A 16,883-nucleotide genomic window follows, 5' to 3' on the forward strand; every position below is an offset into this window, starting at 1 on the left:
TCAGTTCTCCCGCCAGACAGCGATCCGCCAGCGTGCGATCCAGCCGAAGAGCAGGCCGGCCAGCAGTCCGGCCAGGGTGAGCACCAGCAGCAGGATCCAGCCGCGGCCGAGGCCCATCGCCGGGCCGTCCGGGGCGGGCGAGGCGGCGGTGAGGTCGACGGTCAGCTCCAGCGGCAGGCCGGGCTCGGCCTGGACGCCGGCCTGGGCGGCCAGCGAGTTGCTGACGACCAGGCAGACCGTCGTCTCCGGCTTGCTGCTCGGGGACGCGGACGGCTTCGCGGAGGCGTAGCCCTTGGAGTCGTCGGTGGACCAGCGCAGACCGGTGGAGATCACGTCGGTCCGGCCGCTGCCGGCGTCGGTGCCGCGGACCAGCTCCTGGCCGGTGGTACTGGTGGCCTGGAGCAGCACGCCGTAGTCGCGGGCCACGGCCCGGTCGAGCGCGACGCTGACCGAGGCGCGCAGCTCCTGCCCGGCCTTGACCGGGACGCGGTAGACGCGGTGCTCGGCGAACTTCTCCCGGTCGCTGTAGACGCCGGGGGTCAGCACGGGCGCGCTCTCGCACTTGTCGGTGCCCGCGGTCTTGACCGGCGTCACGGTGTAGGTGTCGTTGGAGCGGTCGACCAGCTGCTTCACCTTGTCGGTGAGCTGCTCCTGGGTGCGGACGTCGGTGTAGGTGCCGCCGGTCGCGTTGGCGATGCAGAGCAGCTGCTGGCGGGTCTTGTCGTCGTGCGCCAGGCCCAGGGTGTCGACCACCAGGTGGATGCCCTGGGCGGCGAGCTCACGGGCCACGTCGCACGGGTCCGGCGGGGCGCAGGAGTCCTCGCCGTCGGTGATCAGCACCACCCGGCGGGTGGTCTCGCCCTTGCCGAGGTCCTGGGCGGCGCCGCGCAGGGCGAGGCCGATCGGGGTCCAGCCGGTCGGGCGCAGGGTCGCCACGGCGGTCTTGGCCTCGGTCTTGTTGGTCTTCCCGACGGGGAAGAGCTGCTTGGTGTCCTGACAGCCCTGCGCCTTGTCGTCGCCGGGGTAGTTGGCGCCCAGCGTGCGGATGCCGAACTCGGTCTCCGGGGGCAGGGCGTCGATCACCTCGTTCAGGGACTGCTGGGCCACCGCGATGCGGCTCTTGCCCTGGATGTCGGCGGCCCGCATGGAGCCGCTGACATCCAGGACGAGGTCGACCCGGGGGGCCTCCTTGCCGCCGGCGGAGCCGGCTGATGGTTCGTCGGCATGGGCGGGCAGGCCGCTGAGCAGCGCACCGCCCGTTATCGCCAGGGCGGCCAGCAGGCTGCCGAGCCTGGCCTTCGGTCGTCGTCCGGTAATCACCCGCCAGATCCTAGGGATCATCAGTTCGCCGTGGCCAACGCGGTCCGCTGCGCGGGTGGCCGGGCTCCGGCGCGAACTCCCGGGCGCCGGTGGGCGATCGGCTGCCGGGCGCGGCGCGTTGCGCCGGTCCGGTGCCCGGGAGGGTGCGGGAAGGTGCCCGGGCGGGCGGCGGGGGAGGTGGCTTGCCACCGGGCGGGCGGCCGTCGGGCGCGCCACCGGGCGGGCCGGTCCCGGCGGCTCGGTACGGCCCGGGGTCCGGGGTACGAGGTCCGGGGTCCGGGCAATACGGGACACACCGGTGGGAAAAGCCGATACACAGGGATAACGCCCGTTAGGGTGACGAACGGGGTGCGGGCGCCGCAGCACCGGCGGCCCGCCCCGGACGGTACGTCCGCCGACTGGAAGGACCAGCACGTGAGCAACCTCTTCGCGATCGCCTACCCGGACCTGGCCACCGCCCAGGCGGTGCGGGGCGAAGCGGTCGGACTGCAGAAGCAGAAGCTGATCGACCTGGAGGACGCGGTCGTCGTCGAGCGCCGCGAGGACGGCAGGATCAAGCTGCACCAGCAGGTCAGCACCACGGGAGCGGGCGCCGCCTCGGGGGCGCTCTGGGGCGGGGTGATCGGTCTGCTGTTCTTCATGCCGTTCCTCGGCGCGGCGGTCGGTGGCGCCGCGGGCGCGGCCGTCGGCGCCTCCACCGACATCGGGGTGGACGACACCTTCATGCGCGAGGTCGGCGAGCACCTCCGGCCGGGCAGTGCCGCGGTGTTCCTGCTGGTCCGCAGGGCCACCGCGGACAAGGTCGTCCCCGCACTGGCCGGCTTCGGCGGCCGGATCATCCAGACCTCGCTCTCCGCCGAGGCGGAGGCCGAGCTGAAGGCCACCGTCGAGGCTGCCCGGGCGCACGCCGCCCCGGCCGCGGTCTGAACCGCTCCCACCTGACCAGCCGCTCACGTCGGGGCGGACGGGCCGAGACGCCCGTCCGCCCCGATCGCCACCCCCGCGGCGCCGCCGCAGCAGCAGGACACCCTGGACGGCCCGTGGCGACACCCTCCGCCGTGACGAGAACCGCCGGCCGGCCCCGCCGGACGGTGCGCACCCGGCGCAACACCGAACTCGCGCTGGTGCTGGCGGCCGTGCTGACCGCCGTCCTCGGCTACGCCGAGGTGGGCCTCAACCTCGACGGCACGGTGCCCCCCGACGCCGCCGAGTACGGTGCCGCGCTCGGCGTGCTCGCCCTGCTGGCGCACGCCGTGGTCCGCTGGAAGGCCCCGTACGCCGACCCGCTGCTGCTGCCGATCGGCATCCTGCTCAACGGGATCGGCCTGGTCGTCATCTACCGCCTGGACCGGGCGGGGCCGGGCGGCGGTGCGGCGCTCGCCCAACTGCTCTGGTCCGCCCTCGGAGTGGGGCTGTTCGCCGCCGTGGTGCTGCTGCTGCGCGACCACAAGCGGCTCCAGCGCTACGCCTACATCGGCGCGCTGGTGGCGCTGGTGCTGCTGGTCCTGCCGATCTTCTTCCCGCCGGTGTACGGCTCGCGGATCTGGATCACCGTCGGGCCGCTCTCCTTCCAGCCGGGGGAGTTCGCCAAGATCCTGCTCGCGGTCTTCTTCGCCGCCTACCTGGCGGTGCACCGCGACGCGCTGGCGCTGACCGGCCGGCGGGTGCTGTGGTTCCAACTGCCGCGCGGGCGGGTGCTCGGGCCGGTGCTGCTGATCTGGGCGGCCTTCGTCGGCGTCCTCGTCCTGGAGACCGACCTCGGCACCTCGCTGCTCTTCTTCGGCCTCTTCGTGGTGATGCTCTACGTGGCCACCGCGCGCTCCGGCTGGATCGCGATCGGGCTGTTCCTGGCGGCGGCCGCGGCGGCCGTGGTCGGCCTGCTCTCGCCGCACGTGCACAGCCGGGTCGCCGACTGGCTGGACCCGCTCGGCTCGATCGCGGCCGGCCGGGGCGCCAACCAGATCGCCCAGTCGCTGTTCGCCTTCGCCTGGGGCGGGGAGCTGGGCGCCGGGCTCGGCAACGGGCACTCCGTCCTGATCGGCTTCGCCGCCAAGTCCGACTTCATCCTCGCCACCATCGGCGAGGAGCTCGGCCTGACCGGACTGATCGCCGTCCTCCTGCTGTACGCGCTGCTGGTCTCCCGGGGCTTCCGGACCGGCATCGCGCTGCGCGACCCGTTCGGGCGGCTGCTGGCGATCGGGCTGGCGGCGATCGTCGGGCTCCAGGTCTTCGTGGTGGCCGGCGGCGTGCTGGACCTCATCCCGCTGACCGGGATGACCCTGCCGTTCGTCGCGCAGGGCGGCTCCTCGGTGGTGACCAACTGGATCATCGTCGCGCTGCTGGTGCGGATGAGCGACCTCGCCCGCCGCCCCGCCCCCGGGGAGGCCCGATGACCGTCGGCCGGGGCAACGGGCCGCAGGGCCTGCCCGGGATCTCCGTCACCGGCCGCCGGGCCGGCACCTTCTGCCTGCTGCTGATCGCGGCGCTCTGCGTCCAGGCGACCCGGGTGCAGGTGTTCCGGGCCGACGAACTGAACCACAACCGGGCCAACCAGCGGCTCACCGTCGAGCGGTACTCGCAGCCGCGCGGCAACATCCTGGCCGGTGCCGACAGCGTCACCGGCTCCGAGCCCACCGGCGGCCGCTACGACTACAAGCGCACCTACACCGACGGGCCGCTGTACGCCGCCGTCACCGGCTACGCCTCGCAGGCGTACGGGAACTCCCAGCTGGAGGGCATCGAGGACGACCTGCTCTCCGGCACCGACAGCCGGCTCGCGAGCTGGGCGGTGTGGGACGCCGTCGCGCGCCGCCAGAACCCCGGCGGCGACGTCCGCACCACCATCGACCGGGCCGCCCAGCAGGCCGCGATGCGCGGCCTGGGCGGCCGGCAGGGGGCCGTCGCCGCGATCGAGCCGGCCACCGGGCGGATCCTCGCGCTGGCCAGTACCCCCTCGTACGACCCGGGGAGCTTCGCCGGCTCCTCCGCCGCCGACCAGGCCGCCTGGAACCGGCTGCAGGCCGACCCCGACCAGCCGATGCTCAACCGGGCGCTGCGCCAGACCTACCCGCCGGGCTCGGCCTTCAAGGTGGTCACCGCGGCGGCCGCGCTGCAGAACGGCGTCGTCACCGACATCGACGCGCCGACCACGGCGCCCTACCCGTACGTGCTGCCCGGCACCACCACGCCGCTGGTCAACGACACCGAGGCCTGCAACGAGCCGGGGCAGTCGCTGGACACCGCGATGGTCCTCAGCTGCAACAGCGTGCTGGGCCACCTCGGGGTGCAGGTGGGGCTGGACCGGATGGTCGCGACGGCGGAGGGCTTCGGCTTCAACGACCCGAAGCTGGACACCCCGGTGCGGCCGGCCCGGTCGAACTTCGACACCACCATGGACAAGGCGCAGCTGGCGCTCTCCTCGATCGGGCAGTTCGACACCGCGGCCACCCCGCTGGTGATGGCGATGGTCGCGGCCGGGGTCGCCAACAACGGCACCGTGATGCGCCCGCAGCTCGTGGACAGGCTGACGAAGAGCGACGGGACGACCGTGCAGCTGATGCGGCCGGTCACCTACCGGCAGGCGGTGACCCCGGCGGTGGCCGGGCAGGTGCAGCGGCTGATGACCGACGTGGTGGAGAACGGCACCGGGCGCAACGCCCGGATCGGCGGCGCGGTGGTCGGCGGCAAGACCGGCACCGCCCAGCACGGGGTGGACAACACCGGGACGCCGTACGCCTGGTTCATCTCCTGGGCGAAACCGGACGGATCGGACGGGGTGCCGCCGGTCGCGGTCGCGGTGGTGATCGCCGACAGTGACGCCACGGACGTCACCGGTGGCGGGCTGGCGGCGCCGGTCGCCCGGTCGGTGATGCAGGCCGTCCTGGCGGGCTGATCCGCCCGGACCGGCCCTGAGCTGGGGCTTAGCCGCTCGGTTCAAGATCCGCCGTCTGCGAAGTGTCCGGTTTGTACACGCCAATGCGACGATTCGTACAATGCGCGGGGCGCGACTGTTCGTTTGCGACACTGGTGCATTCGCGGGGTACTGTCCCATGTTTGTTCGGTTGGTCCCCGATGTCACCCCACGGCGCTTCGAGTGACCGGCCGCCTGGACACACCCTCCCCCCGCCCAGAAGGACCATCGTTTTGGCCAGCGACACCCTCGGCTCGCGCCTGTTGCGGCGCAAGCCCGTCTCGACCCTGATCGCCGAGAGCGAGGGCACCGACACCCTCCCCGCCGGTGCGCCCGAGGAGGGCGGACGTTCCGGCATCCACCTGCGCCGCTCGATCGGCCTCTGGCAGCTCTCCTCGATCGGCATCGGCGCCACCATCGGCACCGGCATCTTCTTCGTGCTCACCACCGCGGTGCCGGCGGCCGGCCCGGCCGTGATCCTGTCGTTCGTGATCGCCGCCGTCACCGCCGGCCTCACCGCGCTCTGCTACGCCGAGATGGCCTCCGCGATCCCGGTCTCCGGCTCCTCGTACTCCTACGCCTACGCCACCCTCGGCGAGGGCGTCGCGTTCGCGGTCGGCATCTGCCTGCTGATGGAGTACGGCGTCTCCGCCTCCGCCATCGCCGTCAGCTGGGCCGAGTACCTGAACAAGTTCCTCGACCTGGCCTTCGGGAGGAAGATCCCCGAGGCGCTCTCCGGCGCGCCGGACGCCACGCACTGGTTCAACCTGCCGGCGCTGATCCTGGTCGCGATGGTCTGCTTCCTGCTGATCCGCGGTGTGAGCGAGTCGGCCAAGGTCAACGCGACCATGGTCGGCATCAAGATCCTCATCCTGGTGCTCTTCATCGGCGTCGCCCTGACCGGCTTCCACTCCGGCAACCTGACCCCGTTCATGCCGCTCGGCATCGGCGGCGTGCAGGTCGCGGCGTCCAGTATCTTCTTCTCGTTCATCGGCCTGGACGCCGTCTCCACCGCCGGCGAGGAGGTCAAGAACCCGCGCCGCACCCTCCCGATGGCGATCATCATCTCGCTGGTCGTGGTCACCGTGCTCTACATCCTGGTGGCGCTGGCCGCCATCGGCGCCCAGCCGTGGCAGAAGTTCGGCGGCCAGGAGGCCGGCCTCGCCCAGATCCTCCAGGACATCACCGGCCAGAGCTGGCCCGCGATGCTCTTCGCGGTCGGCGCGATCGTCTCGATCTTCTCCGTCACCCTCGTGGTGATCTACGGCCAGACCCGCATCCTGTACTCGATGGGCCGTGACGGCATGCTGCCCAAGCGCTTCGCCCAGCTCTCGCCGCGCACCGGCACCCCGGTCTGGAACACCATCGTGGTCGGCATCGGGGTCGGCGCGCTGGCCGCCTTCATCCCGCTGAACGTGCTGGCCGACATCACCAGCCTGGGCACCCTGATCGCCTTCTCGGTGGTCTCGATCGGCGTGATCATCCTGCGCCGCACCCAGCCCGACCTGCCGCGCGGCTTCAAGGTGCCCGGCTACCCGGTCGTCCCGCTGGTCAGCGTCGGCTTCTGCATCTACCTGATCACCGGCCTGCACGCCGACACCTTCCGCGCCGGCGGGATCGCCCTCGCCGTCGCCCTGGTCGTCTACTTCGGCTACAGCATCAAGCACTCCAAGCTGGAGCGCGCGGGGCAGCCGGCCGAGGCCGACAGCCCGGCCGGCACCCAGCGCGGCTGACCGATCGGCGCATCCGCACGTGGGGCCGCCGGGGTGAGCACACCCCGGCGGCCCCACCCGTACCCGGGGACACTCCCGCCGCCGACAGGGCGACAGGGCGCGGCCCCCACCCCTAACCTTCCACCATGGTGAGCACCCGCACGCCCGGCACTTCCCGCCCGCGCGGCCGCTTCACCGGCCGTGACGGCACGCCCGTCCCGCCCGCAGCGGCCGGACCGCCCACCCCCCGCGGACGCCTGCGCCGCGGCCTCTCCCCCCGTCCGTTCCCCCGCCAGCGTGGCAACGGCCCGCTCCGGCCGCCGCCCGATCGGCTGAATCCGGCCCGGCTCGCCGGGCTGCGCCGCGTCCAGCTGCTCGGCTGCCTGATCGCCGCCGGCTGGGCGGCCGCCTTCCCCGTCGTCTCCGACCTGCCCAACCAGCGGCTCTGGGGCGCCGTCGCGGCCCCCTCGTACGCCCTGGCGGGCCTGCTCTGCCTCGTCCTGCCGCGCCGCTTCGCGGCCCGCGCCGCGGCCGGGGCGGCCCTGCTGGGCGCCGTCCTGGTGCCGCTGGCGCTGCTGGCCCTGCAGGGCCGCCACCAGTCCGAGGTGATGGTGGTCGAGCGCTCCGCGCACCTGCTGCTGACCACCGGCAGCCCGTACCTGCCGCACCCGGTGGTGGTCACCGACTACAACCCGTACCTGCCGGCCATGACGCTGTTCGGGATGCCGCGCGCCCTCGTCGGGCACGGCAACGCCGTCGCGCAGGTCGCCGGGGACGCCCGGATCTGGTTCGCGCTGACCTTCCTGGCCTGCCTGCTGGCCAGCTGGCGGCTGCTGCGGCCGACCCGGGACCGCGCCCCGCTGCTGCCGCTGGCCGTGCTCACCGCCTCGCCGCTGATAGCGCTGGCGCTGGTGGTCGGCGGGGTGGACCTGCCGCTGATCGGCGTCTGCTGTCTCGCCATGGCGCTGGCCGAGCGGGACCGCACCATCGGCGCCGGACTGGTGCTCGCCCTGGCCTGCACGCTGAAGTGGACGGCCTGGCCGGCGCTCCCCGTCGCGGTGCTGCTGCTCTGGCGGCTGTACGGGCGGCGCCCGGCGGCCCGGGCCGGGCTGACGGCGCTCGGCGCCGGACTGGCGGTGATCGTGCCCTCCGCGGTGGCCCGGGCCGACGCGCTGCGCGAACAGGTGGTGCGGTTCCCGCTCGGGCTGACCGCGATCCAGACCCCGGCCGGCAGCCCGCTGCCCGGCAAGGTGCTGGCGGGCTTCGGGCCGACCGGGCACACGGTGTCGCTGGCGCTGATGACGGTGGGCGGGCTGGGGGTGGCGATCTGGCTGCTGGCCCGGCCGCCGGTCTCCGCGATCGCCGCCGCCGACCTGCTGGCGGCGGGTCTGGCGATCGCGTTCATGCTGGCGCCCGCCGGGCGCTTCGGCTACCTGGCGCTGCCGGCGGTGCTGGTGATCTGGCCCCGGCTGGCCGCCCGCCGGTGGAGCGCGAAGCCGCCCGTCCCGGCCGGCTGCCTGCTGAGCCTGCCCGAGCCCGCGCTGCCCCGGTAGCAGCCCGGACCGGTACTGCGCGGACCCGTACTGCCGCGGACCCGTACTGCCGCGGACCCGCGCTGCCCCGGCAGCGCACTGCCCCGGGAGTGACCGGCCGGAGCCGGGCACTTCCGGGGCAGTGTCCGTTCGGGAGGTGCGGGTGGTCGTCCCGGGGGTCAGCGGTTGCCGGCCGCCTTGATCACCGAGGCGACGGCGGGACCGGCCGCGTCGGCACCGTGGCCGCCGCCCTGGACCTCGGCGGCGAGCGCCAGGTTGCCCCGGTAGGCGGTGAACCAGCTGTTGGTGGTCTCGACGCCGGTGGCCTCCGCCGAGCCGGTCTTGGCACCCGCGTTGTCCGAGATCCCGGCCATCACGGCCTTGGCGGTGCCGTCCTTGGCGGTGGCCGCCATCATCGCCTTCAGCTTGCCCAGGGTGTCCGGGGAGAGGGCGCGGGCGGCCTTCTGCTGCGGCAGGTCGGCGACCAGGATCGGCTGCTTGAACTCGCCGCTCTGCACGGTCGCCGCGATCGAGGCGATGGCCAGCGGGTTCATCTGGATCTTGCCCTGGCCGATCGACTGCATGGCCTGCTCGTCCTTGTTGGTGCCCGGGTCCGGCACCCGGCCGTCGGTGTTCGGCAGGCCGGTCTTCCACTCCAGGCCGACGCCGAAGACGTCCTTGGCGGTGCTGGTCAGGGAGCCCGGCTTCAGGCTGGCCAGCCCCTGGTCGATGAAGGCGGTGTTGCAGGAGATCATGAAGTCCTGCTGGAGCGTGTTGTTCGGGTAGGCGTCCGGGAACGAGTTCGGGATCGCCTTCGGGTTGCTGCTCTTCACCGGGCACGGGACGACCGTGTCGGGGTTGACGCCGGCCTCCAGCAGCGCGGTCGCGGTGACGATCTTCATCGTCGAGCCGGGGGCCAGCAGGCCGACGAAGGCCCGGTTCTGGCCGTTCGCGGGCGCGTTGGCGAAGGCCAGCACCTGGCCGGTGCTCGGCTCGATGGCAACGATCGAGCCCTGCTTGCCGCCGAGGTCGGTCATCGCCTTCTCGGCGGCGGCCTGCAGCGTGTTGTCGATGGTCACCTTGAACGGCTTGGCGGGCTTGGGCTCGACGATGGTGAACAGCCTGTCGGTGGCGCTCTTGCCGTCCGCGGCGGTGATGACCACGCCGCTGCCCGCGTCGCTCTGGTCCTGGGCCGGCTGCAGCTTGCGCGCGTTGTCCTGCAGCGTGGCCAGCAGCGACGGGGTGAGCGAGGCGCCCTGGAGGGCCTTGCCGTTGCGGTCGACGACGTTGCCCGGCGGGGCGAAGACCGGCTGGGTGGAGATCACCTCGCCCGCGGCCAGGTGCGGGTGGATCACCGTCGGCGCCCAGTGCACGGCCGGCGTGTCGTCGCTCATCTTCACGACGCCGAGGAAGCCGTTGTAGTCCCAGACCCGGCTGGTGCCCTCGAACTCGGCCCGGGCCTTGTAGCCCATCAGCACACCGGTCGGTCCCGCCGGGGCGGACGCCGAGGGGGAGTCGGTGGCGGCCGCCGAGGGCGTCGCCGCGGTGGACGCCGCGCCGGTCGGCTTGGCGGCGGGGGAGGGGGTGCCGGTCGCCGAGGCGAAGGCGGCCGGGGTGGCCGGGCCGGACGGCGTCAGGGTCAGGCCGCTCGGCTTCACCTGGTCCTTGAACGCGGTGAGCGCCGTGGTGGCGGCCGCCGGGTCGTCGGTCAGCGCGGCCGCCTTCGCGAGGTCGCCCGCGGCCCAGGCCGTCAGGAAGTCCTTGGCGCCGGCCGCCGCCTGTTCGGCGCTGGGCGGCTCGGCGACCACCGTGCGGGCCTTCTTGCCCGCCGCGCCGTCCGAGTCGGAGCCGCCGACGAGGCTGTAGGCCCCGTAGCCGCCTCCCGCCAGCACGGCCAGGGACACGCCGGTGATGATGCCGATCTTCGCGCCTCTGCGCATGGTGCTGCTCCCCCAAGGGTCTGGCGGCGGGCCGCAGCCGGAGGTGGCCGGATGCGCGTTCGGAGCCCAGCCTAGGCAGCTCGGCTCCGTACGCCGACGAAATGCCCGGGTCTTGTGACGGATCTGGTACGTGTCGCGTACCACGTCCGCACCGTTCCCGCGCTCAGATCCAGCTGGTGAACCACATCCGCCTGCGCCAGTCGTCCATCGGGATCGTCTCGCCCGTGTACAGGGGGTAGAAGAAGAGGAAGTTCCACACGATCAGCAGCACCAGCAGGCCGGCCGCCGTCGAACCGATGATCCGGCGGTCCCGGGAGACGCCCGGCGGGCCGATCAGCGCGCCCACCAGCATGGTGACGGCGAGCACCAGGAACGGGACGAAGGCCACCGCGTAGAACAGGAAGATGGTGCGCTGCTGGTAGGCGAACCAGGGCAGGTAGCCGGCGGCCAGGCCGCAGAGCACCGCGCCCGCCCGCCAGTCGCGCCGGGCGGCCCAGCGCCAGAGGCAGTACACCAGCGCCACCACGCCCGCCCACCAGAGCAGCGGGGTGCCGATGCCCAGCACCTCGCGGGCGCACTCGCTCGCGGTGCAGCCGGCCTGGCCCTGCTTGGGGGACTCGTAGAAGAACGAGACCGGCCGGCCCAGCACCAGCCAGCTCCACGGGTTCGACTGGTACGTGTGCGGGTCGCTCAGGTGGGTGTGGAAGTCGTAGACCGTCGAGTGGTAGTGCCACAGGGCCCGCAGGCCCTCGGGTATCCACGGGTAGTCGGTGGACCTCCCGACCGCCCAGTCCCGGCCCCAGCCGCCCTTGCCGGGCACCGTGCTGCTCGCGAACCAGCCCCACCACGAGGTCACGTAGACCACCACGGAGACCACGACGACCGACACGAAGGCCGGCACCACGTCGCGCACCAGCGTCCACAGGTACGGCCGCCCCGCCCCCGCCAGCCGGCGCGCACCCGCGTCCCAGAGCACCGTCAGCACGCCGAAGGCGGCGGCCACGTACAGGCCGCTCCACTTGGTCGCGCAGGTCAGGCCGACGCAGACGCCCGCCGCGATCCGGTACGGCCGCCAGCCGAGGTTCAGCCGCTGCGCCGCCGCGGAGTCCGCCAGGCCGCCGAGCCGCTCGGCGATCCGGGCCCGGGTGCGGTCGCGGTCCAGCAGAAGGAAGCCGAAGGCGGCGAGGATCCAGAACATCACCACGAGGTCCAGCAGCGCCGAGCGGCTGAGGACGAAGTGCAGGCCGTCCACGGCGAGCAGCAGGCCGGCCACGGTGCCCAGCAGCGTCGAGCGGAACAGCCGGCGGCCGATCCGGGCCACCATCAGGACGGAGAGCGTGCCCAGCAGCGCGACCGCGAACCGCCAGCCGAAGGGGTTCATGCCGAACAGCTGCTCACCCGCGCCGATGATCCACTTGCCCACCGGCGGATGGACCACGTAACTCGGATCCGGCCGGTAGGGCACCGGCCCGCCCGAGATGATCTTCTCGTTGGCGCCGTCCGGCCAGCTGATCTCGTAGCCGCCGTGCCAGAGCGCGTAGGCGTCCTTGGCGTAGTACGTCTCGTCGAAGATGATCGCGTGCGGCTGCCCGAGGCCGGTGAACCGCAGCACCCCGGCGAACACCGCCACGGCGACCGGGCCCAGCCAGCCCGCCCAGCGGCAGAGCCAGGACCACAGCGGCGCCGGCAACGCCACCCCGAGCCGCAGCAGCAGCGCGGAGGGCGCCACCCGGTCCGGCGTCACGCCCGGGCCGTCCGGCATCGGCGGGACCAGCCGCTCGGCGAGCGGGGCCTGCGGGGCCGGCGCGTGACCGAACCGGGCCAGGCCGCGCAGCCAGGCCGGCCGCTCCGGGCCCGGAGCGGGCCCGGCGTCGTCGGGCCCGTCGTCGGGCCCGCCGTCCGCCTCCGACCCGGCCGCGGAGCCGGAGAGGAGGTCGGAGCCGGGGGCGAGGCCGGGCGCACGGGGGCCCGGGACGGCGGAGGACGGCTGGTCCGTCAGGACCGGCACGCCGACGCCACCCTCTGCGGTGTGGTCTGTACCAGTGGGCGTCTGCGCCGCCGTGTCGCCGTTCATCCGCCACATCGTAGGGGCGGTTTCCACAGGGGGAACGGCTCCCTCCGAAGCTGCCCGAATCGTCACCAAAAGCACCCGGGCCGCCGTTGCTGGAAGGATGGGGCCCGTGACAGGCGTACTGGTACTTGCAGGCACCCCCATCGGCGACGTCGCGGACGCCCCGCCCCGGCTGCTCACCGAGCTGGCCACCGCGGACGTGATCGCGGCCGAGGACACCCGGCGACTGCGCCGGCTCACCCAGGCGCTCGGGGTCACCCCGGTCGGCCGGGTCCTCTCCTACTTCGAGGGGAACGAGGTCGGCCGCACCCCCGAACTGGTCGAGGCCCTGCTCGGCGGCGCCCGGGTGCTGCTGGTCACCGACGCCGGGATGCCCTCGGTCTCCGACCCCGGCTACCGCCTGGTGGCCGCCGCCGTCGCCGCCGACATCAAGGTCACCGCGGTGCCCGGGCCGTCCGCCGTGCTGACCGCACTGGCGCTGTCCGGCCTGCCGGTGGACCGCTTCACCTTCGAGGGCTTCCTGCCGCGCAAGACCGGCGACCGGGCCCGCCAGCTCGCCTCCGTCGCCACCGAGCCGCGCACCATGGTCTTCTTCGAGGCGCCGCACCGGATCGCCGAGGCCCTGACCGCGATGGCCGGAGCCTTCGGCGACGACCGGCCCGCCGCCGTCTGCCGCGAACTGACCAAGACCTACGAGGAGGTCAAGCGGGGCCCGCTCGGCGAACTGGCCGCCTGGGCCGCCGAGGGCGTCCGGGGCGAGATCACCGTGGTCGTCGCCGGCGCCCCGCCGGCCGCCCCGAAGGAGCTGACCCCGGCCGAGCTGGCCCGCCTGGTGGCCGTCCGGGAGGAGGCCGGCGAGCGGCGCAAGGAGGCCATCGCAGCCGTCGCCGAGGCCGTCGGGCTGCCCAAGCGGGAGGTGTTCGACGCCGTGGTCGCGGCCAAGAACGCGGAGCGCGCGCAGGCCCCCGCCAAACCGTGAGGACGAGGGGGGCCGGGGCCGCGGAATCCGGGGGGCGCCGCAGCCGCGGAATCCACCGGCACCGGGCCCCGGAATCAGGGCGGGCGGGAGCCCTGGAATCCGGGCCTGCGGGGGCCCCGGAATCCGGGGGTGCCACCCCCGGCAGGGGCGCGTACCTTGGAGGGAAGGCCCTGGTAAACACCCGTTGAGCTGAAGCTTCGGCCGGGATTTTCGGACAGGAACCACCCTTTCGTATAGGGATTCCCAACCCGCGTCCAAGACTTCACAAGACGGGCATCGACCGGGGTGGTCCGGGCATTTCCTGGAGGGGAAAGACCCAGCCGGGCGAGCGTCCGGCGGGCGCTGGGAGACGGCTATGAGCGAGACGATCGGTAGCCCCCGCGGTGGCAACGCGCTGAGCGACCCCGGCCTGACCGGCCGGCCGCACACTCCCGTGGAGACCGTCCGGGAGGCCTACTCCTTCGCGTGCCTGAGCTGCGGGTACGGCTGGGAGCAGGCGTACGACATCGAGCACCACGTCGCCCGGGACGGGCACGTCGTGTTCGAGTACCACGCCAACGGTGTCCGGGTGCCGTCGCCGCTGCTCAAGCCGACCTGCCCCGGTTGCGGGGGCCACACCGTCCGGATCATGCGCGAGGGCCGGGTGGCCGTCACCGACCAGCTGTGGCAGCACGCCCCCGGCTACTCGGCGTACGCCGAGCCCGCCGGAGCCCCGCCGGAGCCCCGCCCCGTCCGCCCGCGCGGCCGGCTGGCCCGGCTCTGGGCGCGGCTGACCGGCTGACCCCCACCCCCACCCCCACCGGCGGCCGGGGAGCCGCCGCAGCCCGGGCCGCCCCGCCGAGAACTCGGTCGAGGGCGGCCCCCGCACGCGATTAAGCTTTCCGACCATGGCGGCCACTGCAGAGCACAGCACCACCGGGGGCACGACCCCGGCGTACTACGTTTCCACCCCGATCTACTACGTGAACGATCGCCCGCACCTGGGCCACGCGTACACCACCGTGGCGGGGGACGTGCTGACCCGCTGGCACCGCCAGCGCGGCGAGAAGGTCTGGTACCTGACCGGCACCGACGAGCACGGCCAGAAGATCCTGCGGACCGCCGAGGCCAACGGCGTCAGCCCGCAGGAGTGGTGCGACAAGCTGGTCGAGGAGGAGTGGAAGCCGCTCTGGCAGCACCTCGACATCGCCAACGACGACTTCATCCGCACCACCCAGCAGCGGCACACCGACCGGGTGCAGGAGTTCGTCCAGGACCTGTACGACAAGGGCGAGATCTACAAGGGCGGCTACTCCGGCCCCTACTGCGTCGGCTGCGAGGAGTACAAGCTCCCCGGCGACCTGCTCGACGGCGCCACCGAGGACGAGAAGCTCTGCGCCGTGCACAAGCGGCCCGTCGAGTGGCTGGAGGAGGAGAACTACTTCTTCCGCCTCTCCGCGTACGCCCCGCGGCTGCTGGAGTTCTACGCCGCCAACCCGGACTTCATCCAGCCCGCCTCGGCCCGCAACGAGGTGCTGCGCTTCGTCGAGCAGGACCTCAAGGACCTCTCGATCTCCCGCTCCACCTTCGACTGGGGCGTTCCGCTGCCCTGGGACGAGAAGCACGTCCTGTACGTGTGGGTGGACGCCCTGCAGAACTACATCACCGCCGCCGGCTACGGCAGCGACCCCGAGCGCTTCGCCGAGCTCTGGCCCGCCTCCGTGCACCTGGTCGGCAAGGACATCCTGCGGTTCCACGCGGTGATCTGGCCGGCCATGCTGATGGCCGCGGGCCTGCCGCTGCCCAAGCGCGTCGTCGCCAACGGCTGGCTGATGGTCGGCGGCGAGAAGATGTCCAAGTCCAACCTGACCGGCATCTCCCCGACCGACCTCACCTCGCACTTCGGCGTGGACGCCTACCGCTACTACTTCCTGCGGGCCATCCCGTTCGGCACCGACGGCTCGTTCTCCTGGGAGGACTTCACCGCCCGGTACACCTCCGAGCTGGCCAACGACTTCGGCAACCTCGCCTCCCGGGTGGCGGCCATGGTCGGCAAGTACTTCGACGGCACCCTGCCGGCCTCCGCCGCGCACGGCGACGCCGAGCAGGCCGTCGCCGACGGGCTGACCAGGGCCGTCGCCACGGCCGACCGCAAGATCGGCGAGGAGCTGGACTTCGCCGGCGGCCTCGCGGCGATCTTCGAGTTCGTCAAGCAGGTCAACGGCTACCTCACCGAGCAGCAGCCGTGGAAGGTCGCCAAGGACGACTCCGAGGAGGGCCGGGCCCGCCTCGCGACCATCCTCTACACCGCCGCCGAGGCCCTGCGCGCCACCGCCGTCCTGCTCAACCCGGTGATGCCCGCCACCGCCGAGAAGCTCTGGGACTCGCTCGGCGCCGACGCCGCCGGCCTCGGCGCGCTGTCCGCGCAGACCATCGCCACCGTCGCCGACTGGGGCCGGCTGCCCGCCGGCGCCACCGTCACCAAGGGCGACATCCTGTTCCCCCGCCTGGAAGAGAAGCCGGCCTCCTGATGCCGAAGAAGACCGCGGCCGACTCCCAGGGCGACCGGTCGACGCCGCCGCCCCTGCCCGCCCCGCTGGCGGTGGCGGTGGCCGACTCGCACACCCACCTGGACATGCAGTCCGGCACCCCCGCCGAGGGCCTCGCCCGGGCGGCGTCGGTCGGCGTCACCACCGTCGTCCAGGTGGGCTGCGACGTGCCCGGCTCGCGCTGGGCCGCCGACCTGGCGGCCCAGTTCGAGCAGGTGCACGCGGCCGTCGCCCTCCACCCCAACGAGGCGCCGCGGATCCACCTCGGCGACCCCGACGGCTGGTCCGGGCAGCAGCGCCCGGCCGGCGGCGCCGCCGCCCTCGACGCCGCACTCGCCGAGATCGACGCGCTCGCCGCCCTCCCGCAGGTCCGCGCCGTCGGCGAGACCGGCCTCGACTACTTCCGCACCGGCCCCGAGGGCGTCGAGATCCAGAAGGAGTCGTTCCGCCGCCACATCGAGATCGCCAAGCGGCACGGCAAGGCCCTGGTCATCCACGACCGGGACGCCCACGAGGACGTCATCGCCGTCCTGCTGGCCGAAGGCGCACCCGAGCGGACCGTCTTCCACTGCTACTCCGGCGACGCCGCGATGGCCAGGACCTGCGCCGAGCACGGCTGGTACCTCTCCTTCGCCGGCCCCGTCACCTTCAGGGCCAACCAGCCGCTGCGCGACGCCCTCGCCGCCACCCCGCTCGACCGCGTCCTGGTCGAGACCGACGCGCCCTTCCTCACCCCGCACCCCTACCGCGGCCGCCCCAACGCGCCCTACCTGATCCCGGTCACCGTACGGTCGATGGCCGCCACCCTGGGGCTGCACGAGGACGAGCTCGCGACGGCGATCGCGGCCAACACGGCGCGGGCCTTCGGGTACTGAGCCCCGGCCGCGACCG

The 16,883-nt window shown here is 73.4% G+C and carries 12 protein-coding genes; 9 read left to right on the forward strand and 3 right to left on the reverse strand.

Going from position 1 to position 16,883, the window contains the following annotated elements; translation table 11 throughout:
- Positions 1–1,320 (reverse strand): VWA domain-containing protein, encoded by a 1,320-nt coding sequence (locus tag OH807_RS24130; protein WP_406202398.1) that lies wholly within the window; start codon positions 1,318–1,320, stop codon positions 1–3.
- Positions 1,321–1,734: 414 nt separating this feature from the next.
- On the opposite strand from OH807_RS24130, the gene OH807_RS24135 reads away from it, so the two are divergent.
- The 5 genes from OH807_RS24135 (at position 1,735) to OH807_RS24155 (ending at position 8,495) form a co-directional block, all read left to right on the forward strand.
- The gene (locus OH807_RS24135; protein WP_406202400.1) at positions 1,735–2,247 is read left to right on the forward strand and encodes a DUF1269 domain-containing protein; all 513 of its coding nucleotides are present in this window, start codon (positions 1,735–1,737) and stop codon (positions 2,245–2,247) included.
- 131 nt (positions 2,248–2,378) lie between these two features.
- Positions 2,379–3,713: an FtsW/RodA/SpoVE family cell cycle protein gene (locus OH807_RS24140; protein WP_406202402.1), complete on the forward strand. Its 1,335-nt coding sequence runs from the start codon at positions 2,379–2,381 to the stop codon at positions 3,711–3,713.
- Positions 3,710–5,212, forward strand: coding sequence for a penicillin-binding transpeptidase domain-containing protein (locus OH807_RS24145; protein WP_406202404.1), 1,503 nt, complete (start codon positions 3,710–3,712; stop codon positions 5,210–5,212). Before OH807_RS24140 ends, OH807_RS24145 begins: the two co-directional genes overlap by 4 nt.
- 179 nt (positions 5,213–5,391) lie before the next feature.
- The gene (locus OH807_RS24150) at positions 5,392–6,963 is read left to right on the forward strand and encodes an amino acid permease (RefSeq protein WP_406202406.1); all 1,572 of its coding nucleotides are present in this window, start codon (positions 5,392–5,394) and stop codon (positions 6,961–6,963) included.
- 125 nt (positions 6,964–7,088) lie between these two features.
- Entirely contained in the window at positions 7,089–8,495 is a 1,407-nt protein-coding gene (locus tag OH807_RS24155) for a glycosyltransferase 87 family protein (RefSeq protein ID WP_406202408.1), read from the forward strand.
- Between the two features lie 158 nt (positions 8,496–8,653).
- On the opposite strand, the gene OH807_RS24160 is transcribed toward OH807_RS24155, so the two are convergent.
- Entirely contained in the window at positions 8,654–10,414 is a 1,761-nt protein-coding gene (locus OH807_RS24160; protein WP_406202410.1) for a penicillin-binding transpeptidase domain-containing protein, read from the reverse strand.
- A 163-nt stretch (positions 10,415–10,577) separates the two neighbouring features.
- Positions 10,578–12,488 carry a dolichyl-phosphate-mannose--protein mannosyltransferase gene (locus OH807_RS24165; RefSeq protein ID WP_406202412.1) on the reverse strand — a complete coding sequence of 637 codons (1,911 nt, stop codon included), beginning with the start codon at positions 12,486–12,488 and terminating at the stop codon, positions 10,578–10,580.
- Between the two features lie 97 nt (positions 12,489–12,585).
- Here OH807_RS24165 and rsmI point away from each other — a divergent pair, with 97 nt between their 5' ends.
- From rsmI to OH807_RS24185, 4 genes are all read left to right on the forward strand, one after another.
- Positions 12,586–13,464 (forward strand): 16S rRNA (cytidine(1402)-2'-O)-methyltransferase, encoded by an 879-nt coding sequence (rsmI, locus tag OH807_RS24170; RefSeq protein WP_406202414.1) that lies wholly within the window; start codon positions 12,586–12,588, stop codon positions 13,462–13,464.
- Between the two features lie 355 nt (positions 13,465–13,819).
- Positions 13,820–14,245: a hypothetical protein gene (locus OH807_RS24175; RefSeq protein ID WP_406202416.1), complete on the forward strand. Its 426-nt coding sequence runs from the start codon at positions 13,820–13,822 to the stop codon at positions 14,243–14,245.
- A gap of 106 nt (positions 14,246–14,351) precedes the next feature.
- A complete protein-coding gene (gene metG, locus OH807_RS24180) occupies positions 14,352–15,974 on the forward strand; it encodes a methionine--tRNA ligase (RefSeq protein WP_406202418.1) in 1,623 nt (540 codons plus the stop codon).
- A complete protein-coding gene (locus tag OH807_RS24185) occupies positions 15,974–16,867 on the forward strand; it encodes a TatD family hydrolase (protein WP_406202420.1) in 894 nt (297 codons plus the stop codon). The genes metG and OH807_RS24185 overlap by 1 nt, the downstream gene beginning before the upstream one ends.
- Positions 16,868–16,883 lie beyond the last annotated feature (16 nt).

It is taken from the genome of Kitasatospora sp. NBC_01560 (genome assembly GCF_045208415.1).
Lineage (GTDB): Bacteria > Actinomycetota > Actinomycetes > Streptomycetales > Streptomycetaceae > Kitasatospora.